This window comes from Azospira sp. I09 (genome assembly GCF_009177135.1).
Classification (GTDB): Bacteria; Pseudomonadota; Gammaproteobacteria; order Burkholderiales; family Rhodocyclaceae; genus Azospira; species Azospira oryzae.
The window spans coordinates 1,866,603-1,889,387 of the sequence record NZ_AP021844.1 but is presented as its reverse complement, the minus strand read 5'-3'; the positions used below and the strand labels follow the sequence as shown (position 1 = coordinate 1,889,387).

The following is a 22,785-nucleotide window of genomic DNA, read 5'->3' as shown; positions in this document are numbered from 1 at the left end:
CCTTGTCGTTCCTGAACGTTCCGCCTGTCGAGGTTTCCGAAGCGCACTGGAAGTCGCTGCGCTATTTCAATTTCTACCGCCTGGTTGCCGCCTTCCTCCTCTATGGGGCGGCCTATCTGCATCCGTCCAGCTTCGAACTGGTGCCGGCCACCGATCAGTCCCTCTATACGTGGACGGCCTTCGTCTATTGCCTGGCCACTGCCTGCTCGGTGTTGTTGCTGGCCTTCTGGCGTCGTCATTTCAATCTGCAGTTGTCGGGCCAGGTGCTCCTGGATGTGGTGGCCCTGACGGTCCTGATGCATGCCAGCGGGGGGCTGCGTGGTGGCCTGGGGGCCATGCTCCTGGTCTCGCTGGCCGGGGCGGGGCTGGTCGGGCAGGGGCGGCTGGTGCTTTTCTATGCGGCCCTGGCAACCCTTTCCATGCTGTTCCAGCAGTTGCTGCTGGCCTTGAGCAGCGAATTCGACCCCTCCGCCTTTTTCCAGGTCGGCCTGTTGGGGGCTGGCTTTTTTACCTCGGCGATTTCGGCCCGTCTCCTGGCTAGTCGCGTGGTGGCCAACGAAGAGTTGGCGCGCAAGCGCGGCGAAGCGCTGGCCAACCAGGTCTGTGTCAGTCAGCGGGTGATCGAGGAAATGCAGGACGGCGTCCTGCTGGTCAGCCCTCTGGGCGAGGTGCACCTGCATAATCCCCGGGCCGAGGCGCTCCTGGGATTGACGGCGGGGGAGGCTGGCAACCTGGAGCGCTGTTCGCCGGCCCTGGAAGGGCACTTTCTCCGCTGGCGGCGGCGGGAAGGCAGCAAGGACGAGAGTGGCCTGGTCTTCCACGTCCCGCGCAACGGCAAGCAGCTGTTCGCCCGTTTTCTCGAGACCCCGAGCAGTGCCGGTGACACCCTGATTCTGCTGGAGGACATGGACCGCCTGCGCGAGGAGTCCCGCCAGATGAAGCTGGCGGCCCTGGGGCGGTTGACCGCCAGTATCGCCCACGAAATCCGCAATCCCCTGTCCGCCATCAGCCATGCCGGTGAACTGCTGCGGGAAGATGCAGACCCGAAGGGCGGGGATGCCCGACTGGTGCGCATCATCCTGGACAATACCCAGCGCCTGGAGCGCATCGTGCGCGACGTACTCGAGCTGGGACGGCGGGACCGCTGCCATCCGGAGTCCATCGATCTCAATGCTGCATTGGCGGCCTATCTGGACGAGTTGCAGTCCAAGGCGGAGGCGGCTCCCGGCGTGCTGTGTCTGGAAGGATTGGCCGGAGCCGAACTGGAGTTTGATCGCACCCATCTGCACCAGGTGCTGTGGAATCTGCTCAGCAATGCCTTGCGGCACAGTCGGCAACAACCCGGTAGCGTGCAACTGCGCGTTGCCTACGGCAATGGCGGCATGGTGGAGCTGCATGTGGAGGATGATGGGCCCGGCATTCCCGAAGCCATCCGGGAGCAGGTGTTCGAACCGTTCTTTACCACCCATGGCAAGGGGACCGGCCTGGGGCTCCACATTGCGCGGGAACTGTGCGAAGCCAATGGGGCGCAGCTGGAGTTGTTGAGCGAGTCCAGGGCCGGTGGAGCCCATTTCAGAATAACGGGAAGGAGAGGGCATGGCTCAGGCCAAAGGTGAACGCCGCGCCAGGGGGGCGCTGGCCCGGGTGCTGGTGGTGGATGACGAAGCGGATATCCGGGAACTGGTGGACCTCACCCTGTCGCGCATGGGGCTGGCGGCGGATTGCGCCGGCACCGTGGCCGAGGCTCGGGAGTTCCTTGCCCGGGAGTCTTACCAGCTGTGCTTGACCGACATGCGTTTGCCCGATGGGGAAGGGCTGGAACTGGTGCGCCTCATCGGCGAGCAGTACAGCGAGACGCCGGTGGCCGTGATCACCGCCTTTGGCAGCACCGAGAACGCGGTGGCGGCCCTCAAGGCCGGGGCCTTCGACTATCTGGCCAAGCCGGTGGCCCTGGATCAGCTGCGTACCCTGATCAAGTCGGCCATCGATCTGCCGGTGGCATCCGCGGCCGAGGGGGCGCCGCGCAGCGAGGCTCTGCAGCTGCTCGGCGATTCCCGGGCCATGAGCACGGTGCGGGAGATCATCGCCAAGCTGGCCCGCAGCCAGGCGCCGGTTTACATCTCCGGCGAATCCGGCTGCGGCAAGGAACTGGCGGCCCGCCTCATCCACGAGCAGAGCAACCGCAGCCAGGCGCCTTTCGTTCCGGTGAACTGCGGGGCCATCCCCGAGAACCTCATGGAAAGCGAGTTCTTCGGTTATCGCAAGGGCGCCTTCACCGGTGCCGAGCAGGATCGGGAAGGATTCTTCCAGGCGGCGGGGGGCGGCACCCTGTTTCTCGACGAGGTGGCCGACCTGCCCCTGTCCATGCAGGTCAAGCTGCTGCGGGCCATCCAGGAAAAGCGGGTGCGCAAGGTCGGCGCCACCGTGGAGGAGGCGGTGGATGTGCGCCTCATCTGTGCCACCCACCAGGACCTGAAGGCCTGCGTCGAGGCCGGCACCTTCCGCCAGGATTTGTACTACCGTCTCAACGTCATCGAGTTGCGCATGCCGCCGCTGCGGGAGCGGGCCGAGGACATTCCCCAGCTGGCCCGCGCCTGTCTCGACCGTCTGGCTCATCAGGCGCCGGCGTTGCCGCTGACGCCCGCGGCCGAAGCGGCGCTGTGTCGCTACACCTTCCCCGGCAACGTCCGCGAACTGGAGAATATTCTCGAGCGGGCCACGGCGCTATGCAGTGGCAGCGAGATCGACGAAGGCGACCTGCAGCTTTCCCCTGCCGATGACGGTCACCCCGATGCCGGTTCCGAAGGGCGTGGCGGCGAGTCTCTCGATACCTATCTGGATCGTCTGGAGCGTCAGGCGATTCAGGAGGCGGTGGTTCAGACCCAGGGCAATCGCACGGCGGCGGCGCGCCTGCTCGGCATCACCTTCCGCTCCCTGCGCTATCGCATGGCTCGTCTGGGGATCGAGTGATGACGGAACGCTTCGATGCCGAGGGCTGGCTGGCCGGCGCAGTGCGGCGCGAGTCGCCCAATCAGGATGAGCGGCCCGAGGGAGAGCGGCCGAGCCTGGTCGTCATCCACGCCATCAGCCTGCCGCCCGACGACTTCGGCGGCCCCTGGATTTTCGATCTGTTCGACAACACCCTGGACCCGGCAGCCCATCCCTACTTCGCTGCCATTCACCATCTGCGTGTCTCTTCCCACTTCCTGATTCGTCGTGATGGCGAGCTGGTGCAGTTCGTGTCCTGCGACAAGCGTGCATGGCATGCAGGTGTCTCCGAGTGGCAGGGGCGGGAGCGCTGCAACGATTTTTCCATCGGCATCGAGCTCGAAGGATGCGATGCCATGCCCTTCGAGTCGGCCCAGTACGATGCCCTGAAATCCTTGCTGCAAGCCATTCTCCAGCACTACCCCATCAGTGCGGTGGCCGGGCATTGCCACATCGCCCCCCAGCGCAAGACCGATCCCGGCCCCCATTTCGACTGGCAGCAATTGCGTTGCGAGTTCGCAACCGTGCGCTTTCCAGCCATGCAAAAGAGTTAAAAAACACTTGCATAGGAAATACCCCATTACTAGAATTAGGCCCAAATCACAATGGGCACACTAAATCTAGTGGTCACTTACGCAAGCACGCCAAAACAGCTGCAAAGCAAATCCCGGAACGCCAAGACTGGCGCGGGACTCGGCTTCTTCACCCCTCCGCGACCGTGAATCGCCAAGAGCCGAGAATGACGCCCCGCCCTTTCCATCCCATCGCGTTTGTCCCCGGTTCTTTCCGTTGCCGTCGACCTGCGGCAACGTCCAGCCTCCTCCCCGAATTTTTCTGCCGACGCCTGCTGGCGTCGTTGCGTATTGCCGCTCACGCGTCTTCAGCTCGTTCGCGTGTTGCCGCTCCGTATTCAACCGGCGCTTCCTCCGGAAGGTCGATGAATGGTCCGTGCTTTTCCCGGGCGGATCTCGTTTTGTCCGTTGTGTCTTAAAGCCAATTTTCGATCCTGGAGAAGGAGGTTATTTATGGCAACCGCAAAGAAGACGAAGACCGAGGCCGCCAAGGACAAGAAGTCCCCGGCGAAGGCTGCTGCTAAACCCGCTGTGAAGAAGGCTGCTCCCGCTAAGGCTGCTGCCAAGCCCGCCGCGAAGAAGGCTGCTCCCGCTAAGGCTGCTGCCAAGCCCGCCGCGAAGAAGGCTGCTCCCGCTAAGGCTGCTGCCAAGCCCGCCGCGAAGAAGGCTGCTCCGGCCAAGGCTGCTGCCAAGCCCGCCGCGAAGAAGGCAGCTCCCGCTAAGGCTGCTGCCAAACCCGCCGCGAAGAAGGCTGCTCCCGCTAAGGCTGCTGCCAAGCCCGCCGCGAAGAAGGCTGCTCCCGCTAAGGCTGCTGCCAAGCCCGCTGTGAAGAAGGCTGCTCCGGCCAAGGCTGCTGCCAAGCCCGCCGCGAAGAAGGCTGCTCCGGCCAAGGCTGCTGCCAAGCCCGCCGCGAAGAAGGCTGCTCCGGCCAAGGCTGCTGCCAAACCCGCCGCGAAGAAGGCTGCTCCCGCTAAGGCTGCTGCCAAGCCCGCCGCGAAGAAGGCTGCTCCCGCTAAGGCTGCTGCCAAGCCCGCTGCGAAGAAGGCTGCTCCCGCTAAGGCTGCTGCCAAGCCCGCTGCGAAGAAGGCTGCTCCCGCTAAGGCTGCCGCCAAGCCCGCTGCGAAGAAGGCTGCTCCGGCCAAGGCTGCTGCCAAGCCCGCTGCGAAGAAGGCTGCTCCCGCTAAGGCTGCTGCCAAGCCCGCTGCGAAGAAGGCTGCTCCCGCTAAGGCTGCTGCCAAGCCCGCCGCGAAGAAGGCTGCTCCCGCTAAGGCTGCCGCCAAGCCCGCTGCAAAGAAGGCTGCTCCGGCCAAACCCGCTGCGGCTCCCGCCAAGGTGGAAGAGAAGAAGCCCGAAGTTGCTGCCGCTCCGGCCGCTGCTCCGGCGCCGGCTCCGACCCCCTCCACCGCCGCCACTCCGGGCCTGAAGTCCGCCCTGAACCCGGCTGCCGCCTGGCCTTTTCCGACCGGCTCCCGCCCGAAATAAGCGGCGGAACAGGCACAACGGACAACAACCCCCGACCTAGGGGGTTGTTGTCCGTTTTCTTTTGGGGAATCCGCCGGGCAAGTCAGCAGGCGGATTGGGAAACATGGTGCTGGAGGCTGCGAGTGGGGCCCGGTGCTGGCGGGTGTCAGGCGAGTAGCTGGCGAATCCGTTCCACGCCTTCGGCCAGGCGTGCTTGTGCGTTGGTGTAGGCGAAGCGGACGTGGCTGCTGGCGCCGTGGTTGCCGAAGTCGATACCGGGAGTGATGGCGACGCCGGCCTCTTCCAATAGGCGGCGGGCAAAGCCGAAGCTGTCGTCGGTCAGGGTGCTGCAGTCGGCGTAGAGATAGAAGGCGCCTTCAGGCTGGGCGGTGATGCGAAAGCCGATGGCTTCCAGGGCCGGTGCCAGATAGTCCCGGCGGGCCTTGAATTCGGCGCGGCGCTGTTCCAGCAGGGCGATGGTCTCCGGCTGGAAGGCGGCCAGGGCGGCGTGCTGGGCCGGTGTGGAAGCCGAGATGAAGAGGTTCTGGGCCAGCTTCTCCACGTCCCGCACGAAGGGTTCGGGAATGACCAGCCAGCCCAGGCGCCAGCCGGTCATCTGGAAATACTTGGAGAAACTCTGGACGACGAAGATGTCGTCGCCGGCCGCCAGGGCCGTGGGGGCGTCGCCGTTGTAGGTGAGGCCGTGGTAGATTTCGTCGATGATCAGTTGTCCCTGGCGCTGGCGCACTAAGTCGGCGATGTCGGCCAGTTCGGCGGCGCCGAGCATGGTGCCGGTGGGATTGGCCGGCGAGGCGAAGAGGGCGCCGGCGGTCCGTTCGTTCCAGTGCTGCTCCAGGTCCTGGCGGGTCGGCTGGAAATTGCTGGCGGCGCCGACCGGGATGCTGACCGGAACGCCTTCGAAGGCGCGTACGAAATGGCGGTTGCAGGGATAGCCCGGGTCCGTCAGCAGCCACTCGCTGCCGGGGGCGGCGAGGCAGGCCAGGGCCAGGGTGAGGGCGCCGGAGGCGCCGGCGGTGATGGCGATGCGGCTGGCCGGCACGGCGATGCCGTAGCGCTGCCGATAGAAGCCGGAGATGGCTTCCCGCAACTCGGGCAGGCCCAGGGCCGGGGTGTAGAAGACGCGACCGTCCTGCAGGAATTCCCGGGCGGCGGCGAGGATGGGGTCCGGAGTGGGGAAGTCCGGTTCGCCCACTTCCATATGGATGATGTCCCGCCCCTGGGCTTCCAGCTCCCGGGCCCGGCCCAGCAGTTCCATGACGTGGAAGGGGGCGATGTCGGCGAGACGGGGGGCGGAGACGGGCATGGCGGTTTTCCGTGGGGCGGTGGGTGTAGGGGGGGGGCTGCGGGCAAAAAGAAAGGCCGCCCTGGGGCGGCCTCTCAATCTTAGCGCAGGCGCTGGTGCTTAGGCGACGTCCTTGAACAGGCCCAGTTCGAACAGTTCGCGCTTCAGGGTCAGTTCCTTGGGCAGCTTTTCGCCCAGCTTGTCGAACCATTCCTTGTGCAGTTCCAGTTCCTTCTGCCAGGCATCGGCGTCCACGGTGGTGAGGGCGTCGAAGTCGGCCTTGTCGACGTCGGTGCCGGTCCAGTCGATGTCCTCGAAGCGGGGCATCCAGCCCAGCTTGGTTTCCTTGGCGGCGATGGTGCCCTTGCAGCGTTCCACGATCCACTTCAGCACGCGCATGTTGTCGCCGAAGCCGGGCCACATGAACTTGCCTTCTTCGTCCACGCGGAACCAGTTCACGCAGAAGATCTTCGGGGTGGCTTCCACGGTGTGGCCCATCTTCAGCCAGTGGTTGAAGTAGTCGCCCATGTGGTAGCCGCAGAAGGGCAGCATGGCGAAGGGGTCGCGACGCACCACGCCCTGGGCGCCGAAGGCGGCAGCGGTGGTTTCGGAGCCCAGGGTGGCGGCCATGTACACACCGAAGTTCCAGTTGAAGGCCTGGTACACCAGGGGCACGGTGGTGGCGCGGCGGCCGCCGAAGATGAAGGCGGAGATGGGCACGCCGGCGGGATCTTCCCAGGCCGGATCGATGGAGGGGCACTGGGCGGCCGGAGCGGTGAAGCGGGAGTTGGCGTGGGCAGCCTTGCGACCGGCCTTGCCGTCTTCCGGGGTCCAGTCCTTGCCCTGCCAGTCGATCAGGTGAGCCGGGGCTTCCTTGGTCAGGCCTTCCCACCACACGTCGCCGTCATCGGTCAGGGCCACGTTGGTGAAGATGATGTTTTCCTTGAGGGTGGCCAGGGCGTTGAAGTTGGTCTTCTCGCTGGTGCCGGGGGCCACGCCGAAGAAGCCGGCTTCCGGGTTGATGGCGTAGAAGCGGGTGACGCCGTCCTTGTCCACGCGGGGCTTGATCCAGGCGATGTCGTCGCCGATGGTGGTGATCTTCCAGCCGTTGAAGGACTTGGGTGGGATCAGCATGGCGAAGTTGGTCTTGCCGCAGGCGGAGGGGAAGGCGGCTGCCACGTAGGTCTTTTCGCCTTCGGGGGATTCCACGCCCAGGATCAGCATGTGCTCGGCCAGCCAGCCCTGGTCGCGGGCCATGGTGGAGGCGATGCGCAGGGCGAAGCACTTCTTGCCGAGCAGGGCGTTGCCACCGTAGCCGGAGCCGTAGGACCAGATTTCACGGGTCTCGGGGTAGTGCACGATGTACTTGACGGTGGGGTTGCAGGGCCACTTGGAATCCTGTTGGCCCGGCTCCAGGGGGGCGCCCACGGAGTGCACGCAAGGCACGAACTCGCCATCGGTGCCCAGCAGTTCGCTGACGGCCTTGCCCATGCGGGTCATGGTGCGCATGTTCACAACCACGTAGGCGGAGTCGGTGATCTCGATGCCGATATGGGCGATGGGGGAGCCCAGGGGACCCATGGAGAAGGGGATGACGTACATGGTGCGGCCCTTCATACAGCCCTTGAACAGGCCGTTGAGGGTCTCGCGCATCTTGGCGGGCTCTTCCCAGTTGTTGGTGGGGCCGGCGTCTTCCTTCTTCTCGGAGCAGATGTAGGTGCGGTCTTCGACACGGGCCACATCGGAAGGATCGGAGAAGGCCAGGTAGGAATTGGGGCGCTTGGCTTCGTTGAGCTTGATCAGGGTGCCGGCGGCGACCATTTCGGCGCACAGGCGGTCGTATTCCTCCTGGGAACCGTCTGCCCAATAAACACGGTCAGGCTGGGTGAGGGCGGCGATTTCCGCCACCCATTTCTTGAGGTCCTCGTGTTTGACGTAATCGGGAGCGTTGATCGGGGCGACGGTGTTGGAAGTACTCATGGTCTCCAGGTCTCCAGGAAGAGGTAAAAAATCCGAAAAATGAAACTAAAGAGAAATCAGGACCGCCAAAACGAAAACGCCCGACCTCGGTGAGGGCGGGCGAGCTTTTCGCGGAGCGCGTTGTCCTGGTTTTCCTGAGTGCGGCTCTTCTTGGGGAGCGACCGTTTGCTCACTGTGGGGCACGCGCACAGACACACGGCGCGGAGGGCGTCGCTGTCGGAGATCGCAGGAGAGGAACTGGCCTGCCTGCGGAGGTTTGCCGTGAAAAGCATGCTCGGCTTGGTTGTGGCGCGGTGAGCCCTTGACTACAGTGAACGAATCGGCGGGATTCAGGAAAGCGCGGGATTATGCCACAGGATCAGTCCAATAGAAACTCGACTATGGGGGATTACCCTGATATATTCTTTCATATCGTGAAACGACTTTTTGCATAGTGGATAGAACCATGGACAACAAGCAGCTGCGCGAAGCCGCCCTCTACTACCATCGCCATCCCAAGCCGGGGAAGATCTCGGTCCAGCCCACCAAACAGCTGACCAACCAGTACGACCTTTCCATGGCCTACTCCCCCGGGGTGGCCGCCGCCTGCGAAGAGATCGTCGCCAATCCGGCCGAAGTCTCCACCGTCACCGCCCGGGCCAACCTGGTGGGCGTCATCACCAACGGCACCGCCGTGCTGGGCCTGGGCAACATCGGCCCCCTGGCCGCCAAGCCGGTGATGGAAGGCAAGGGCGTGCTGTTCAAGAAATTCGCCAACATCGACGTCTTCGACCTGGAAATCGAGCAGCGCGACCCGGACATGCTGATCGAGACCATCGCCTCCCTGGAGCCCACCTTCGGCGGCATCAACCTGGAAGACATCAAGGCCCCCGAGTGCTTCTATATTGAGAAGAAGCTGCGGGAACGGATGAAGATTCCCGTCTTCCACGACGACCAGCACGGCACCGCCATCGTGGTCGGCGCCGCCATCCTCAACGGCCTCACCTATCTGGGCAAGGACCTGAAGCAGATCAAGCTGGTCACCTCCGGTGCCGGCGCTGCCGCCCTGGCCTGTCTCGACCTGCTGGTGATGCTGGGGGTGCCGGTGGAGAACATCTGGGTCACCGACATCAAGGGCGTGGTCTATGAAGGCCGCGTCGAGGAGATGGACGAGATCAAGGCCCGCTATGCCAAGAAGACCGATGCCCGCACCCTGGGCGAGGTCATCGAGGGCGCCGACGTCTTCCTCGGCCTCTCCGCCGGCGGCGTGCTGAAGCAGGACATGGTGGCCAAGATGGCCAAGAATCCCCTGATCCTGGCCCTGGCCAATCCCACGCCGGAAATCCTGCCGGACCTGGTGAAGGAAGTGCGGGACGACGCCATCATCGCCACCGGCCGTTCCGACTATCCCAACCAGGTGAACAACGTCCTCTGCTTCCCCTTCATCTTCCGCGGCGCCCTGGACGTGGGCGCCACCACCATTACGGAAGAGATGAAGCTGGCGGCGGTGAAGGCCATCGCCGAACTGGCCCGGGCCGAGCAGAGCGAGATCGTTGCTGCCGCCTACGGCGAGAAGGTCTCCGGCTTCGGCCCCGAGTACCTGATTCCCAAGCCCTTCGATCCCCGCCTCATCGTCAAGATCGCCCCGGCCGTGGCCCGGGCCGCCATGGATTCGGGCGTCGCCACCCGGCCCATCACCGACTGGCCCGCCTACCTGCAGAGCCTCAACGAGTTCGTGTACCACTCCGGCCTCATCATGAAGCCGGTGTTCGCCCAAGCCAAGGCGGCGCCCAAGCGCATCATCTACGCCGAAGGCGAGGACGAGCGGGTGCTGCGCGCCGTGCAGGTGGTGGTGGAAGAGCGCATCGCCCGGCCCATCCTCATCGGCCGCCCGGCGGTGATCAATGCCAAGGTGGAAGCCGCCGGCCTGCGTATCCGCGAGAGCCTGGACTTCGACATCCTGGACCCGGACAACAACCCCCGCTACGACGAGTTCTGGCAGGAATACCACCGCCTGATGGAGCGCCGCGGCGTCTCCCTCGACTACGCCAAGCGCGAAGTGCGCCGCCGCCACACCCTGTGCGGTTCCCTGGCGGTGCGCCTGGGCATGGCCGACGGCCTCATCTGCGGCACCTTCGGCCGGCACCAGTTGCACCGCTTCTATGTGAAGCACGTCATCGGCACCAACGACCGCTCCAGCAGCTACTACACCCTCAACCTGCTGATGCTGCCGGGCCGCACCGTGTTCATCGGCGACACCTATGTGAACTACGACCCCAGCGCCGAGCAGCTGGCCGAGATGACCCTGCTGGCAGCGGACGAAATCCGCCGCTTCGGCATTACGCCCAAGGTGGCCCTGCTCTCCCATTCCACCTTCGGTACCGAGGACACCCCCACCTCCCTGAAGATGCGCAAGGTGCTGGAACTGCTGGCCGAGCAGGCGCCGGAACTGGAGGCCGAAGGCGAAATGCACGGCGATGCCGCCCTGGACGAGCAGATCCGCCTGCAGGGCTTCCCCAACTCCCGCCTCAAGGGCCAGGCCAACCTGCTGGTGATGCCCACCCTGGATGCCGCCAACATCTCCTTCAACCTGTTGAAGACGGCTGCCGGCGACAACCTCACCGTGGGTCCCATCCTCATCGGCACCGCCCGGCCGGTGCATATCCTGACCCCCACCGCCACGGTGCGCCGCATTGTTAACATGACGGCCCTGACGGTGGTGGATGCGGGCACCGAGCGCTGATCCGGGCTTTGGCCCCGGCTGCCGGCCCCAAACGCCCCGACGCTCCGGCGCCGGGGCGTTTTTACGTCTGCCCGCCGGCCCAGGCGGGGCGCCATGCCTGGGCCGGCCATGGCGGCGAGGCCCGTCCCTGCTGCATTGCAACGTGATCCTGCCCGGGGCCCGCCTTACACTGGGATGATGGCTGACTCCCCTTCAAACTCCCCGTCCTCCCTGCCTCCCGGCAGTGCCGGTGCCACCGCCCTCGTCTTGTCCGGCGGCGGCGCCCGGGCCGCCTATCAGGCCGGGGTGCTGCGGGCCATCGCCGAACTGCTGCCCGATGCCCGGCGCAATCCCTTCCCCATCATCTGCGGCACTTCCGCCGGCGCCATCAATGCCGCCGGCCTGGCCTGCGGTGCGGAAAACTTCCGCGGCGCCGTGCAGCGCCTGGTGGGGGTGTGGGAGGCCATGGAGGTCAGCCGGGTCTATCGCGGCGACGCCCTCGGCGTCGGCATCGCCGGTGCCCGCTGGCTCTCGGCCCTGGCCTTCGGCTGGCTGCTGCGGCGCAATCCCCGCTCCCTGCTCGACAACGGCCCCCTGCGCGAACTGCTGGCCGGGGAGCTGGATTTCCACGGCATCGACCGGGCGGTGGGCAGCGGCGCCCTGCAGGCCCTGTGCATCACCGCCTCCGGCTACAACTCCGGGCAGAGCGTCAGCTTCTACCAGGGCCTGGCTCACATCGACCCCTGGGAGCGGGCCCAGCGGGTCGGCGCCCGGGCCCGCCTGACGGTGGAGCACCTGATGGCCTCCTGCGCCATTCCCTTCATCTTCCCGGCGGTGAAGCTCAACCGGGAGTGGTTCGGCGACGGCTCCATGCGCCAGCTGGCACCCATCGCTCCGGCCATCCACCTGGGGGCCGAGCGCATCCTGGTAGTGGCCGCCGGCCGCCTGGGCCAGGAGCGCCAGGCCCGGGGCGGCGGCGAAGGCTACCCGTCCCTGGCCCAGGTAGCGGGCCACGCCCTGTCCTCCATTTTCCTCGACGGCCTGGCGGTGGATATCGAGCGCCTGACCCGCATCAACCGCACCCTCTCGGTCATCCCGCCGGAAGTGCGGCAGGCCTCGGGCCTGGCCCTGCGGCCGATCCAGACCCTGGTGCTGTCGCCCTCGGAGCGGCTCGACCACCTGGCGGCGCGCCACGCCCGCAGCCTGCCCTGGCCGGTGAAGACCCTGCTTTCCGGCATCGGCGCCCTGCGCCGCAATGGCGGCGCCCTCACCAGCTACCTCCTGTTTCAGGCCGATTACACCCAGGCCCTGATGGATCTGGGCTACCGGGACACCCTGGCCCGGGGCGACGAGGTGCGGGCCTTCCTTGACCTGGGTTGAAACCTGTTGAATTGCTTAAGGAAACTACGCCATCTCATTATTTTTCTTGAAGTATTAAGAACTCTGATTAAACTGACGTAAAATCCCTGTAACCCGACACCTCGCAGGAGAAATAAATGCGGAAGACGTTCATTCCCGCATTGCTGCTGGGTCTGGCAGCTGTTGCCGTGGCCGTTCCGCCGGCCGCCGAAGCCTCCCAGTCCAAGGCACGCAAGACTTCAAAATCCGCCCCCGCCGCCAAGGCCGCCAAGCCGGTCAAGGCCTCGACGAGCAAGCCGGCCACCGCCAGCAAGCCCAAAGTGATTTCCCAGAACGTGCGCAACTCCAATGTGCGCCGTGCTTCCGCCGTTCCCGCCGACTTCGGCGAAGCCCAGCGCCTGGCCGTCCAGTCCAGCGCCGCCCTGGTTCTGGACCAGGGCAACGGCGAAGTGATCTACCAGAAGAACGCCTCCGCCGTGGTGCCCATCGCTTCCATCACCAAGCTGATGACCGCCATGGTGGTGCTGGATTCCCAGCCCAACCTGTCGGCTCCGGTGACCATCGGCGAAGAGGACATCGACACCCTCAAGGGCAGCCGCTCCCGCCTTTCCGTCGGCACCGTGCTGACCCGGGAACACGCCCTGCTGCTGGCCCTCATGTCCTCCGAGAACCGGGCCGCCCACACCCTGGCGCGGCATTATCCCGGCGGCCTGCATGCCTTCGTCGAAGCCATGAACCGCAAGGCCCGCTCCCTGGGCATGATGGACACCCACTTCCAGGATCCCACCGGCCTCACCAGCAACAACGTGTCCACCGCCAACGATCTGGCCAAGATGGTGGCTGCGGCCCATACCTACCCCCTGATCCGGGAGTTCTCCACCACCTCCGGCGCCATGGTGGAAACCAATGGCCGCCTGCTGGAGTACCACAACACCAACGCCCTGGTGAAGAGCACCACCTGGGATATCGGCCTGTCCAAGACCGGCTACATCCAGGAAGCGGGCAAGTGCCTGGTGATGCAGGCCCGGGTGGCCGAGCGCCCGGTGGTCATCGTGCTGCTGGATTCCGCCGGCAAGATGACCCGCATCGGCGACGCCAACCGCATCAAGCGCTGGATGGAAAGCGCCTCCCTCGGTCGCCGCACCAGCCGCGCCTGAGTTTTCGGCACCCAGCAAAAAGGCCGCGCATTGCGCGGCCTTTTTCTTTTGCCGGGGCCGGGCGCTGTCGCCCGCCACCCGCCTATTTGCGCGGTTTGCTGTAGCCCAGGGCCTGGGAGATTTCGTCGGCGGTGCGCCGCACCTGGTCCACCCAGTCCAGATTGTGGCGGTCGGTGGGGGCGGAGACGGAGAGGCAGGCCACCAGATGGCCCTCGTCGTCGTGGATGGGGGCGGCGACGCACTTCAGGCCGATTTCCGCTTCCTCGTTGTCGAAGGCGATGCCGTGGCGGCGGATCTTGTCCAGTTCCTTTTCCAGGGCGGCCATGGTGGTCAGGGAATGGGGTGTCTTGCCGGGCAGGCCGGTGCGCTTGGCGTATTCCTTCACCTCCTGGGCACCGGCCTCGGCCAGGAACAGCTTGCCGACGGAGGTCAGGTGCAGGGGGGCGCTGCCGCCCACCAGGTACACCACCCGCACCAGGGAGCGGCCACTGGAGGTGCGTTCGATATAGACGATCTCGTCGTCCCGGCGCACGCCCAGGTTGATGGCCTCGCCGATGGTTTCGTGCAGGGTCTGCATGAAGGGCAGGGCCACTTCCCGCAGGTTGATGCGGGACTTGACCAGGTTGCCCAGCTCCAGCAGGCGGATGCCGAGGCGGTAGGTGCCCTGGTCGTGGCGCTCGACGAAGCGGGCGTGGGTCATGGCCGCCAGGATGCGGTGGGCGGTGGAGGGATGGAGCTGGGTGGCCTGGGCCAGCTGCTTCAGGCTGGCCGGGTCCGGCTGGGCGGACAGGGCGTCGAGCAGGGACATCATGCGCTCGATCACCTGGATGGAACTGCGGCTTTCCGGCTTCTCGCCGGCCGTCTTGGCGGCAGCCCGGGGGCTGGCCTTGCCTGCACTGCTTGCACTCTCTGCCATGTTCTCTCGGTCGCTTTCTTTATCGCATCCCTGGGTTTGTTCCCGGGAGCACTATAATTCAGCTTTCGCAGCCGTGACGGGCAATTTTCGCATTATGGAATTGTGCGTCGCAATATATTTTTGACTTTTTTCTTGCCCTTCCCTGCATAAGGCTCTTCTCGTGGAAGTTAAGTCCCTCCAATTTCGCGCCCGGGCGGCTGAGCGCCTGGCCGATCCGGCCCTCCAGTCCAAGCTGGGCGGCGCCAAGCAACTCTTCGTCGGCGGCCGAGCCCGGGTGGTGGCCGAATTCGACAGCGTCGGCCAGGCCGGCGACTTCGAAACCCTGCGCGGCATCGGCGCCGAGATCCGGGATACGGCCCTGACGGACCTGGATGCCTGGCTCGAGGCCTTCGAGGCCAAGGCCACCGCCACCGGCGCCACCGTGCTGTGGGCCCGGGACGGCCGGGAGGCGCAGCAGCTGATCGTGGACATCGCCAAGCGCCACGGGGTGAAGAAGGTCATCAAGTCCAAGTCCATGCTGTCCGAGGAGGCCGGCCTCAACGAGGGCCTGGAGGCCGCCGGGGTGCAGTCGGTGGAAACGGACCTGGGCGAGTACATCCTGCAGCTGGCCAAGGAACCGCCCTCCCACATCCTGGCGCCGGCCATCCACAAGAACAAGGAAGAGGTGGACGAACTGTTCGCCCGTTGCCACGGCCGCCCGGTGACGCCCGAAGGCCAGATCGACATCCCGGCCCTGACCCGGGAAGCCCGGGTGGCCCTGCGGGAACACTTCCTTTCCGCCGACATGGGTATCACCGGCGGTAATTTCCTGGTGGCCGAAACCGGTTCCGTGGCCCTGGTCACCAACGAGGGCAACGGCCGCATGGTGACGACCCTGCCCCGGGTCCATGTGGCGGTGGTGGGCATCGAAAAGGTCATTCCCACCCTGGAAGACCTCTCCGCCCTGCTGCGCCTGCTGACCCGCTCCGCCACCGGCCAGACCATCTCCAACTATGTCTCCCTGCTCACCGGCCCCCGGGCCGAGGGCGCGGTGGAGGGTCCCGAGCACATGTACTTCGTGCTCATGGACAACGGCCGCGCCGGCCTGGTGGGCGGCGATTTCCAGGAGATGCTGCGCTGCATCCGCTGCGGCGCCTGCATGAACCACTGTCCGGTGTACCAGAGCATCGGCGGCCACGCCTACGGCTGGGTCTATCCGGGCCCCATGGGCTCGGTCCTGACTCCTCTCTACACCGGCCTGGAACAGGCGCCGGACCTGCCCCAGGCAGCCACCCTGTGCGGCCAGTGCAGCATCGTCTGCCCGGTGAAGATTCCCCTGCCCGAACTGCTGCGCAAGCTGCGGGAAAAGCAGATGGAAACGGAACTGCGCCCCTGGCAGGAACGCTGGGCCCTGCGCACCTGGGGCTTCTTCGCCGCCCGGCCGCGCCTGTACGCCCTGGCCGCCGGCCTCGGCGCCCGGGCCCTGAAACTGCTGGCCGGCGGCAAGGCCTCCATCCGCACCCTGCCCGGCGTGCCCGAATGGAGCCGGGGACGGGATTTCCCGGCGCCCCAGGGCAAGACCTTCCGCGAGCTGTACGCCGCCCGCCGCCCGCAGGATTGAGCCGAACACCCGGCGCCGTCCAGGATTGAAGCGGATCAAGGTATTGGCCGCCGATCCCGCCTACGCTCCGGGGCCAGACGAATTTTCAAATTATTGAGGACAGCCACCATGATGCTCACCCCCAACGAAGCCCCGGCCCTGCCCCTGTGGATCGGCGGCCGCGCCTACCTGACCATGGCTCCCGTGTTCCGCGACATCCAGAACGCCGCCGGCGAAGTGCTGCGCAAGGTGCCCCTGTGCGGCGCCGACGAGGTGGCGACGGCGGTGGACAACGCCCGCCTGGCCCTGCCCACCTGGTCCGCCGCCGACGTGGAAACCCGCCGCGGCTGCCTCAAGAGCGTGGCCGACAGCCTGGACCGCTACGCCGGCCATTTCGCCAAGCTGCTGGTGGAAGAGACCGGCTGCGACCAGGGCGTGGCCCAGGCCGAAGTGGCCGCCACCATCGCCTGCCTGCGCCAGATGCCGGCGCCCCACGGCCAGCCCCGCCTGGTGGCCGGCCTCAGCGACAACGTGGCGCCCCTGTTGGCCCCCGCCGCCCTGGCCGCCTCGGCCCTGGCCGCCGGCGCCGTGGTGGTGCTCAAGCCCAGTCCCCTGGCCCCGTCCTGTGCCCTGGCCCTGGCCGAGCTGTTCACCCGGGCCGGCGTGCCCGATGGCGCCTGCAACCTGGTCCAGGGCGACGAGGCGGTGCTCAAGGCCCTGGCCGAGCATCCGGGTGTGGACCTGCTGGCCTTTGCCGGCGCCGCCGAGCTGGCGGAGAAAATCCAGTCCCTGATCGGCGCCCGCGCCCTGGTGGCCCTGGCACCGGCCGCTGTCACCGGCACCCTGCAGGCCGCCCTGCAGGACTGAGCCCATGCATCGCATCGTCTATCTGGAGCGGGAATCCATCCGCGCTGAGGTGCGGCGCCCCGCCTTCGCCCACGAGTGGACCGAGTACGCCCGCACCACGGCGGCGCAGCTGGAAGAGCGCCTGGCCGGGGCCAGCATCGCCATCGTCAACAAGCTGCCCATCAGCGGCGCCCTGATGGCCCGGCTGCCCCAGCTGAAAATGGTGGCTGTGGCCGCCACCGGCACCAACAATGTGGATCTGGAGGCGGCCCGGCGCCAGGGCATCGTCGTCAGCAACATCCAGGGCTATGCGGTGCACACCGTGCCCGAGCACGTCTTTTCCCTGCTCCTGGCCCTCTCCCGCAACCTCCTGGCCTACCGCCAGAGCGTGGCCGAGGGGCGCTGGCAGCGTGCCGAACAGTTCTGCTTTTTCGACCATCCCATCCGGGACCTGCACGGCGCCACCCTGGGGGTGGTCGGCGGTGGCAGCCTGGGCCAGGGCGTGGTGCGTCTGGCCCAGGCCTTCGGCATGAAGGTGCTGCAGGCCGAACGCAAGGGGGCTGCCATGGTACGTCCCGGTTACACCGCGTTCGCGACCGTGCTGGCCGAAGCCGACGCCCTCAGCCTGCACTGCCCGCTGACGGCCGAGACCCGCCACCTGATCGGGGCGGCGGAACTCCAGGCGATGAAGCCCTCGGCCCTGCTCATCAACACCGCCCGCGGCGGCCTGGTGGACGAGGCCGCCCTGGCCCGGGCCCTGCGGCAGGGCTGGATCGCCGGCGCCGGTTTCGACGTGCTCACCGCGGAACCGCCGACGGACGACCATCCTCTGCTGTCCCCGGACCTGCTGGCTGCCCCCAATTTCCTGCTGACGCCCCACGTGGCCTGGGCCAGTGCCCCGGCCATGCAGGCCCTGGCCGACCAGCTGATCGACAACCTTGAAGCCTTCGCCCGGGGAGCCATGACTCCCGGTGCGGCGAACCGCGTCGCCTAAGGAGTTTCCATGTCCGCCCGCAACGACATTCTCAACCGCGTGCGCCTGCGCCTCGGCGCCGACGAGGCCGCAGCCCGCAAGCAGCGGGTCGCCGCCGTCCTGGCCGCCCGCCCCGGCCAGCGCCAGGGCCCCCGGCCGACGGAGCGCGCCGATCTGCTGGGCGAGTTCCGCCGCCGCGCCGAAGCCCTGGCCAGCACGGTGGACGTGGTCTCCGGCTGGGCCGACGCCCCGGCTGCCCTGGCCCGCTACCTGGCGGCCCAGAATCTGCCGCGCCAGGGCGTGGCCTGGCCCGCCCTGGCCCATCTGGACTGGGCCGCAGCCGGCCTGGAGATCAGGATCGGCGCGGCCCGCGGCGACGACCGCCTGGGCCTCACCACCTGCTACTGCGCCATCGCCGAAACCGGCACCCTGATGCTGCTGGGCGAAGTGGACAACCATGGCGTCACCAGCCTGCTGCCGGAAACCCACGTCGCCCTGGTGCCTGCCTCCAGCCTGGTGTGGGGCATGGAGGAGGGCTGGGCCCGCCTGCGCGCCGAGCGGGGAGCGCCGCCCCGGGCCGTCAATTTCGTTTCCGGCCCATCCCGCACCGGCGACATCGAACAGACCCTGGTGCTGGGCGCCCACGGCCCCTACCGGGTGCACCTGATCCTGCTGCAGGACGCCTGAGCCCATGCGGGTGGTGCTGCAACGGGTGAGCCGGGCCGCGGTGCGGGTGGAGGGGCAGGTGGTGGGCCAGATAGGTTCCGGCCTGCTGCTGCTGGTGGGTATCGAGACGGCCGACGCGGCCGAGCCGGAGGCCACCGCCGCCGGCATGGAGTGGCTGGTGGGCAAGCTGTTGCGCCTGCGCATCTTTGCCGACGCCGAGGGCGTCATGAACCGCAGCCTGGAGGAGGTGGGCGGCGAGGTGCTGGCGGTGAGCCAGTTCACCCTGTTCGCCTCGACGCGCAAGGGCAACCGGCCCTCCTGGAGCCGGGCGGCGGCTCCCCAGGCGGCCGAGCCCCTCTTCGCCCGTTTCGTCGCCCTGCTGCAGGAGCGCCTGGGGCGGCCGGTGGCCACGGGCGTCTTCGGCGCCGACATGGCGGTGAGCCTGGACAACGACGGCCCCGTGACCCTGGTGCTGGACAGCCGCCAGCCGGAGTGAGCATGACAGGCGGGAATCGGCTCCGCTCTTGATGTTCATCAGAAAAGCCCCCTCCGGGGCCGGTGTTATAATCCGCTCCAGATTTTCTTCAGCCCCCTCCATGTCCCTGGCCCTTTTCACTCTCGGTATCAACCATCACTCGGCGCCCGTCTCCGTGCGCGAGCAGGTGGCGTTTCACGCCGAAACCCTGAGCGAGGCCCTGGCCGGGCTGGTGCGGGCCAAGCCGGTGAAGGAGGCGGCGATCCTCTCCACCTGCAACCGCACCGAGCTGTACTGCGCCACGGAGACACCGGAAGCCGCCGCCGACTGGCTGGCCGAATACCATCGCCTGCCCCGCAGCACCATCCAGCCCTACCTGTACACCCTGCCCCAGCCCGAGGCCGTGCGCCATGCCTTCCGCGTCGCCTCCGGCCTGGACTCCATGGTCATCGGCGAACCCCAGATCCTGGGGCAGATGAAGGATGCGGTGCGGGTGGCGGAAGAGGCGGGCACCCTGGGCACCATGCTCAACAAGCTGTTCCAGCGCTCCTTCGCCGTGGCCAAGGAAGTGCGCAGCACCACCGCCATCGGCGCCAACATCGTCTCCATGGCCGCCGCCGGCGTGCATCTGGCCGAGCGCATCTTCGAATCCGTGGCCGACCAGCGCATCCTCTTCATCGGCGCCGGCGAAATGATCGAGCTGTGCGCCACCCACTTCGCGGCCCAGAAGCCCAAGCAGGTGACCATCGCCAACCGCACCGTGGAGCGGGGCCAGGCCCTGGCCGACCGGCTGGCGGCGGACGGCATCCCCACCACCGCCATCCGCCTCGACGCCCTGGCCGAGCATCTGCCCCAGTACGACATCGTCGTCTCCTGCACCGCCAGCCCCCTGCCCATCATCGGCCTGGGCATGATGGAGCGCACCGTCAAGGCGCGCCGCCACAAGCCCGTATTCATGGTGGACCTGGCCGTGCCCCGGGACATCGAATCCGAGGTGGGGGAACTGGACGACGTCTTCCTGTACACCGTGGACGATCTGGCCCAGGTGGTGGAAGCGGGCCTGGAGTCCCGCCAGGCCGCCGTGGTGGAGGCCGAATCCATCATCACCACCCAGGTGGGCCAGTTCCTGCACTGGCTGGACACCCGGGACAGCGTGCCGGTGATCCGCGCCCTGCGCGACTCCGCCGAGCGCATGCGGCGCCACGAGATGGAACATGCCCTGAAGCTCCTGGCCAAGGGCGAGAATCCGGAAAAGGTGCTGGAAGCCCTGTCCCAGCGCCTCACCAACAAGTTCCTGCACGCCCCCACCCAGGTCCTCGGCCAGGCCGGGGAGGAGCGGGGCGAACTGCAGCACCTCATCACCCGTCTCTTCCACCTGCATCACGGCGAGTAGGGCCCGCGGGCGCCCGGCGCCCGTCCCCATGCCGTGGGTGGCTGTCGCCTACTGATTGCCCATGAAACCCAGCATCCGCGAAAAGCTCGACCAACTGACCCGCCGCCTCGAAGAGGTGGATGCCCTGCTCTCCAGCGAGGAAGCGGCCAAGGACATGGACCAGTTCCGCAAGCTGTCCAAGGAGCGGGCCGAGCTGGAGCCGGTGGTGAGCCTCTATGGCGCCTTCCGCCAGGCCGAGGCCGATCTGGCCGCGGCCCAGGAAATGTTGGCCGATCCGGACATGAAGGAACTGGCGGAAGAGGAAGTGGAAGCCGCCAAGGCCCGCCTGCCGGAACTGGAGCTGGACCTGCAGAAGCTGCTGCTGCCGCGGGACCCCAACGACGAGCGCAACATCTTCCTGGAAATCCGCGCCGGCACCGGCGGCGACGAATCGGCCCTGTTCGCCGCCGACCTCTTCCGCATGTACAGCCGCTACGCCGAGCGCCAGCGCTGGCAGGTGGAAGTGGTTTCCGCCAACGAGTCGGACCTGGGGGGCTACAAGGAAGTGATCGTGCGCATTGCCGGCAATAGCGCCGGCCTCGGCGCCTATTCCAAGCTCAAGTTCGAGTCCGGCGGCCACCGGGTGCAGCGGGTGCCGGCCACCGAAACCCAGGGCCGCATCCATACCTCCGCCTGCACCGTGGCGGTGATGCCCGAGGTGGACGAGGTGGCCGACGTGGAGCTGAATCCGGCGGACCTGCGCATCGACACCTACCGGGCCTCCGGCGCCGGCGGCCAGCACATCAACAAGACCGACTCCGCCGTGCGCGTCACCCACCTGCCCACCGGCATCGTCGCCGAGTGCCAGGACGGCCGCTCCCAGCACGCCAACAAGGCCTCGGCCCTGAAGGTGCTGGCGGCCCGCATCAAGGACGTGCAGGTGCGCGAGCAGCAGGCCAAGGAGGCCGCCACGCGCAAGAGCCTGGTGGGCTCCGGCGACCGTTCCGAGCGCATCCGCACCTACAACTTCCCCCAGGGGCGCATCACCGACCACCGCATCAACCTGACCCTGTACAAGATCGACCAGATCATGGACGGGGACCTGGAAGAACTGACCGGCGCCCTCCTGGCCGAACACCAGGCCGAACAGCTGGCCGCCCTGGCCGAAGAACAGGGCTGAGATGGCGGCCGCGAGCGGCAGCGCCGGCCTCACCCGGCGCCAGGCGGTGGATCAGGTGCGGCGCCGCATCGCCCCTCTGGATGCGCGGTTGCTGCTGCAGCATTGCCTGGGCATCAGCCACGTGGAATTCCTCACCCGCCCCGACGAGCCCCTGGCCGCCGCCGATTCCGAGGCCTTTATGGCCCTGGTCATGCGCCGGGAGCGGGGCGAACCCCTGGCCTACCTCACCGGCGAGCGGGAGTTTTTCAGCCGCAGCTTCAAGGTGACTCCCGACGTGCTGATCCCCCGGCCCGACACCGAGTTGCTGGTGCTGCAGGCCCTGGAGCGCCTCAAGCCCCTGGCCTGGCCCCGGGTGGCGGACCTGGGCACGGGCAGCGGCGCCATCGCCGTCAGCATTGCCTGCGAGTGGCCCGAGGCCAAGGTGACGGCGGTGGATGTGTCCCCCGCCGCCCTGGCGGTGGCCCGGGAGAATGCCGAGCGTCTCGGTGCCCGGGTCGAGTTCCGCCACAGTGACTGGTTCGCCGGCCTGGCGGGGGAACAGTTCGAACTGATCGTCTCCAACCCGCCCTATGTGGCGGCCCAGGACCCGCACCTCTCCCAGAACGGCCTGCCCTTCGAGCCCAACGGGGCCCTCACCGACGGCGGCGACGGACTTTCCTGTCTGCGCGCCATCATCGAGGGGGCGCCCGCCCACCTGGTGCCCGGTGGCTGGCTGCTGCTGGAACACGGCTACGACCAGGCGGAAAAAGTCTGCGAACTTCTCGGCGCCGGCGGGTTCAAAGAGGTCACTTCCTGGCGCGACCTGGCCGGCATCGAGCGGGTCAGCGGCGGCAGGCTGACAGATTAACCAACCGATTCAACGACTGGAGTTTAGAAGCGTGGATGCAAAACAAGTGATCAAGGAACAGGTGACCGGCAATCCGGTGGTGCTGTACATGAAGGGCACCCCCCAGTTCCCCCAGTGCGGCTTTTCCGCCACCGCCGTGCAGATTCTCAAGGCCTGCGGCGTGAACCAGTTCTACAGCGTGAACGTGCTGGAGAACCCGGAAATCCGCCAGGGCATCAAGGATTACGCCAACTGGCCGACCATCCCCCAGCTTTACATCAAGGGCGAATTCGTCGGCGGCTGCGACATCATGCGCGAGATGTTCCAGGCCGGCGAACTGCAGCAGATGCTGGAAGGCGTGGCCCAGGCCTGAGCCTGTTCCGCTCCGTTCCCCGCAACGCCGCGCTCCGCAAGGAGGGCGGCGTTTTCAT

General features: G+C 67.0%; 19 protein-coding genes. 16 read left to right on the top strand and 3 right to left on the bottom strand.

Going from position 1 to position 22,785, the window contains the following annotated elements; genetic code table 11:
• Positions 1-2 precede the first annotated feature (2 nt).
• The 4 genes from AZSP09_RS08765 (at position 3) to AZSP09_RS08750 (ending at position 5,042) form a co-directional block, all read left to right on the top strand.
• Positions 3-1,616, top strand: coding sequence for a two-component system sensor histidine kinase NtrB (locus AZSP09_RS08765; RefSeq protein ID WP_152089798.1), 1,614 nt, complete (start codon positions 3-5; stop codon positions 1,614-1,616).
• Positions 1,597-2,970: a sigma-54-dependent transcriptional regulator gene (locus AZSP09_RS08760; protein ID WP_152089797.1), complete on the top strand. Its 1,374-nt coding sequence runs from the start codon at positions 1,597-1,599 to the stop codon at positions 2,968-2,970. Before AZSP09_RS08765 ends, AZSP09_RS08760 begins: the two co-directional genes overlap by 20 nt.
• On the top strand, positions 2,970-3,542 hold the full coding sequence (ampD, locus tag AZSP09_RS08755; RefSeq protein WP_152089796.1) for a 1,6-anhydro-N-acetylmuramyl-L-alanine amidase AmpD: 573 nt from the start codon (positions 2,970-2,972) through the stop codon (positions 3,540-3,542). Before AZSP09_RS08760 ends, ampD begins: the two co-directional genes overlap by 1 nt.
• Before the next feature lie 471 nt (positions 3,543-4,013).
• Positions 4,014-5,042: a hypothetical protein gene (locus AZSP09_RS08750; protein WP_152089795.1), complete on the top strand. Its 1,029-nt coding sequence runs from the start codon at positions 4,014-4,016 to the stop codon at positions 5,040-5,042.
• A gap of 145 nt (positions 5,043-5,187) precedes the next feature.
• Here AZSP09_RS08750 and AZSP09_RS08745 read toward each other — a convergent pair whose 3' ends face one another.
• Positions 5,188-6,345: a pyridoxal phosphate-dependent aminotransferase gene (locus AZSP09_RS08745; RefSeq protein WP_152089794.1), complete on the bottom strand. Its 1,158-nt coding sequence runs from the start codon at positions 6,343-6,345 to the stop codon at positions 5,188-5,190.
• A 99-nt stretch (positions 6,346-6,444) separates the two neighbouring features.
• Positions 6,445-8,304: a phosphoenolpyruvate carboxykinase (GTP) gene (locus AZSP09_RS08740; RefSeq protein ID WP_152089793.1), complete on the bottom strand. Its 1,860-nt coding sequence runs from the start codon at positions 8,302-8,304 to the stop codon at positions 6,445-6,447.
• Positions 8,305-8,749: 445 nt separating this feature from the next.
• Between AZSP09_RS08740 and AZSP09_RS08735 the strand changes: the two genes are divergently transcribed.
• The 3 genes from AZSP09_RS08735 (at position 8,750) to pbpG (ending at position 13,521) form a co-directional block, all read left to right on the top strand.
• Positions 8,750-11,026 (top strand): NADP-dependent malic enzyme, encoded by a 2,277-nt coding sequence (locus AZSP09_RS08735; protein ID WP_014235255.1) that lies wholly within the window; start codon positions 8,750-8,752, stop codon positions 11,024-11,026.
• A 177-nt stretch (positions 11,027-11,203) separates the two neighbouring features.
• On the top strand, positions 11,204-12,385 hold the full coding sequence (locus AZSP09_RS08730) for a patatin-like phospholipase family protein (protein ID WP_152090867.1): 1,182 nt from the start codon (positions 11,204-11,206) through the stop codon (positions 12,383-12,385).
• 116 nt (positions 12,386-12,501) lie between these two features.
• Complete coding sequence (gene pbpG / locus AZSP09_RS08725) at positions 12,502-13,521, top strand: D-alanyl-D-alanine endopeptidase (protein ID WP_014235253.1); 1,020 nt, start codon at positions 12,502-12,504, stop codon at positions 13,519-13,521.
• 82 nt (positions 13,522-13,603) lie between these two features.
• Here pbpG and AZSP09_RS08720 read toward each other — a convergent pair whose 3' ends face one another.
• Positions 13,604-14,437 carry an IclR family transcriptional regulator gene (locus AZSP09_RS08720; RefSeq protein WP_442858682.1) on the bottom strand — a complete coding sequence of 278 codons (834 nt, stop codon included), beginning with the start codon at positions 14,435-14,437 and terminating at the stop codon, positions 13,604-13,606.
• A gap of 160 nt (positions 14,438-14,597) precedes the next feature.
• Between AZSP09_RS08720 and AZSP09_RS08715 the strand changes: the two genes are divergently transcribed.
• From AZSP09_RS08715 to grxD, 9 genes are all read left to right on the top strand, one after another.
• Positions 14,598-16,037 (top strand): LutB/LldF family L-lactate oxidation iron-sulfur protein, encoded by a 1,440-nt coding sequence (locus AZSP09_RS08715; RefSeq protein WP_152089792.1) that lies wholly within the window; start codon positions 14,598-14,600, stop codon positions 16,035-16,037.
• Between the two features lie 108 nt (positions 16,038-16,145).
• On the top strand, positions 16,146-16,883 hold the full coding sequence (locus tag AZSP09_RS08710; RefSeq protein WP_152089791.1) for an aldehyde dehydrogenase family protein: 738 nt from the start codon (positions 16,146-16,148) through the stop codon (positions 16,881-16,883).
• 4 nt (positions 16,884-16,887) lie between these two features.
• Positions 16,888-17,856: a D-2-hydroxyacid dehydrogenase gene (locus AZSP09_RS08705; protein WP_152089790.1), complete on the top strand. Its 969-nt coding sequence runs from the start codon at positions 16,888-16,890 to the stop codon at positions 17,854-17,856.
• A 9-nt stretch (positions 17,857-17,865) separates the two neighbouring features.
• A complete protein-coding gene (locus AZSP09_RS08700; RefSeq protein ID WP_130459148.1) occupies positions 17,866-18,522 on the top strand; it encodes a LutC/YkgG family protein in 657 nt (218 codons plus the stop codon).
• 4 nt (positions 18,523-18,526) lie between these two features.
• Positions 18,527-18,997: a D-aminoacyl-tRNA deacylase gene (dtd, locus tag AZSP09_RS08695; protein WP_152089789.1), complete on the top strand. Its 471-nt coding sequence runs from the start codon at positions 18,527-18,529 to the stop codon at positions 18,995-18,997.
• Between the two features lie 106 nt (positions 18,998-19,103).
• Positions 19,104-20,369 (top strand): glutamyl-tRNA reductase, encoded by a 1,266-nt coding sequence (gene hemA, locus AZSP09_RS08690; RefSeq protein ID WP_043798505.1) that lies wholly within the window; start codon positions 19,104-19,106, stop codon positions 20,367-20,369.
• Between the two features lie 61 nt (positions 20,370-20,430).
• Entirely contained in the window at positions 20,431-21,528 is a 1,098-nt protein-coding gene (prfA, locus tag AZSP09_RS08685; RefSeq protein WP_130459146.1) for a peptide chain release factor 1, read from the top strand.
• Between the two features lies 1 nt (position 21,529).
• Positions 21,530-22,375: a peptide chain release factor N(5)-glutamine methyltransferase gene (gene prmC, locus AZSP09_RS08680; protein ID WP_152089788.1), complete on the top strand. Its 846-nt coding sequence runs from the start codon at positions 21,530-21,532 to the stop codon at positions 22,373-22,375.
• 31 nt (positions 22,376-22,406) lie between these two features.
• Positions 22,407-22,727 carry a Grx4 family monothiol glutaredoxin gene (grxD, locus tag AZSP09_RS08675; protein WP_152089787.1) on the top strand — a complete coding sequence of 107 codons (321 nt, stop codon included), beginning with the start codon at positions 22,407-22,409 and terminating at the stop codon, positions 22,725-22,727.
• Positions 22,728-22,785 lie beyond the last annotated feature (58 nt).

What these genes read in the sequence shown, in the direction of transcription:
- AZSP09_RS08730 (WP_152090867.1), top strand. Translation starts at nt 11,204, where the DNA reads ATGGCTGACTCCCCTTCAAACTCCCCGTCCTCCCTGCCTCCCGGCAGT.
- AZSP09_RS08705 (WP_152089790.1), top strand. Translation starts at nt 16,888, where the DNA reads ATGCATCGCATCGTCTATCTGGAGCGGGAATCCATCCGCGCTGAGGTG.
- AZSP09_RS08740 (WP_152089793.1), bottom strand. Translation starts at nt 8,304, where the DNA reads ATGAGTACTTCCAACACCGTCGCCCCGATCAACGCTCCCGATTACGTC.
- AZSP09_RS08760 (WP_152089797.1), top strand. Translation starts at nt 1,597, where the DNA reads ATGGCTCAGGCCAAAGGTGAACGCCGCGCCAGGGGGGCGCTGGCCCGG.
- AZSP09_RS08720 (WP_442858682.1), bottom strand. Translation starts at nt 14,437, where the DNA reads ATGGCAGAGAGTGCAAGCAGTGCAGGCAAGGCCAGCCCCCGGGCTGCC.
- pbpG (WP_014235253.1), top strand. Translation starts at nt 12,502, where the DNA reads ATGCGGAAGACGTTCATTCCCGCATTGCTGCTGGGTCTGGCAGCTGTT.
- AZSP09_RS08745 (WP_152089794.1), bottom strand. Translation starts at nt 6,345, where the DNA reads ATGCCCGTCTCCGCCCCCCGTCTCGCCGACATCGCCCCCTTCCACGTC.
- AZSP09_RS08710 (WP_152089791.1), top strand. Translation starts at nt 16,146, where the DNA reads ATGATGCTCACCCCCAACGAAGCCCCGGCCCTGCCCCTGTGGATCGGC.
- AZSP09_RS08700 (WP_130459148.1), top strand. Translation starts at nt 17,866, where the DNA reads ATGTCCGCCCGCAACGACATTCTCAACCGCGTGCGCCTGCGCCTCGGC.
- ampD (WP_152089796.1), top strand. Translation starts at nt 2,970, where the DNA reads ATGACGGAACGCTTCGATGCCGAGGGCTGGCTGGCCGGCGCAGTGCGG.
- prfA (WP_130459146.1), top strand. Translation starts at nt 20,431, where the DNA reads ATGAAACCCAGCATCCGCGAAAAGCTCGACCAACTGACCCGCCGCCTC.
- AZSP09_RS08735 (WP_014235255.1), top strand. Translation starts at nt 8,750, where the DNA reads ATGGACAACAAGCAGCTGCGCGAAGCCGCCCTCTACTACCATCGCCAT.
- prmC (WP_152089788.1), top strand. Translation starts at nt 21,530, where the DNA reads ATGGCGGCCGCGAGCGGCAGCGCCGGCCTCACCCGGCGCCAGGCGGTG.
- AZSP09_RS08750 (WP_152089795.1), top strand. Translation starts at nt 4,014, where the DNA reads ATGGCAACCGCAAAGAAGACGAAGACCGAGGCCGCCAAGGACAAGAAG.
- dtd (WP_152089789.1), top strand. Translation starts at nt 18,527, where the DNA reads ATGCGGGTGGTGCTGCAACGGGTGAGCCGGGCCGCGGTGCGGGTGGAG.